Source organism: Aromatoleum evansii (assembly GCF_012910805.1).
GTDB classification, from domain to species: Bacteria; Pseudomonadota; Gammaproteobacteria; order Burkholderiales; family Rhodocyclaceae; genus Aromatoleum; species Aromatoleum evansii.
Genome location: NZ_WTVK01000282.1, coordinates 1 through 399, shown reverse-complemented (window position 1 = coordinate 399; position 399 = coordinate 1). Strand labels below are relative to the sequence as shown.

The 399-nt window shown below is 72.9% G+C and carries 1 protein-coding gene; it reads left to right on the top strand.

Going from position 1 to position 399, the window contains the following annotated elements:
* On the top strand, positions 1-399 hold a 399-nt coding region (locus GO615_RS30085), incomplete at both ends, for an AMP-binding enzyme (protein ID WP_500676354.1).

Genomic DNA, 399 nt, shown 5'->3' with positions numbered 1-399 from the left:
GGGCCGCACCGACGACGTGCTCAACGTCGCGGGGCATCGCCTGTCGACGGGCGCCCTCGAGGCCGCGCTCGCGGGGCACCCCGCCGTCGCCGAGTGCGCCGTCATCGGGGTCGCCGACCAGCTCAAGGGCCAGGTGCCGCGGGCGCTCGTCGTGCTCAAGGCCGGGCGGGAGTACACCGACGACGAGTTGCTCACCGTCCGCGACGAACTCAAGGCGCGCGTGCGCGCCGAGGTCGGGGCGCTCGCCTCGCTCAGCGACGTCGACGTCGTCCAGGCCCTGCCGAAGACGCGATCGGGCAAGATCCTGCGCAAGACGATGCGCCAGATGGCCGACGGTGAGACGCCCCAGGTGCCCGGCACGATCGAGGATGCCAGCGTCCTCGACGCTCTCGGTGAGGT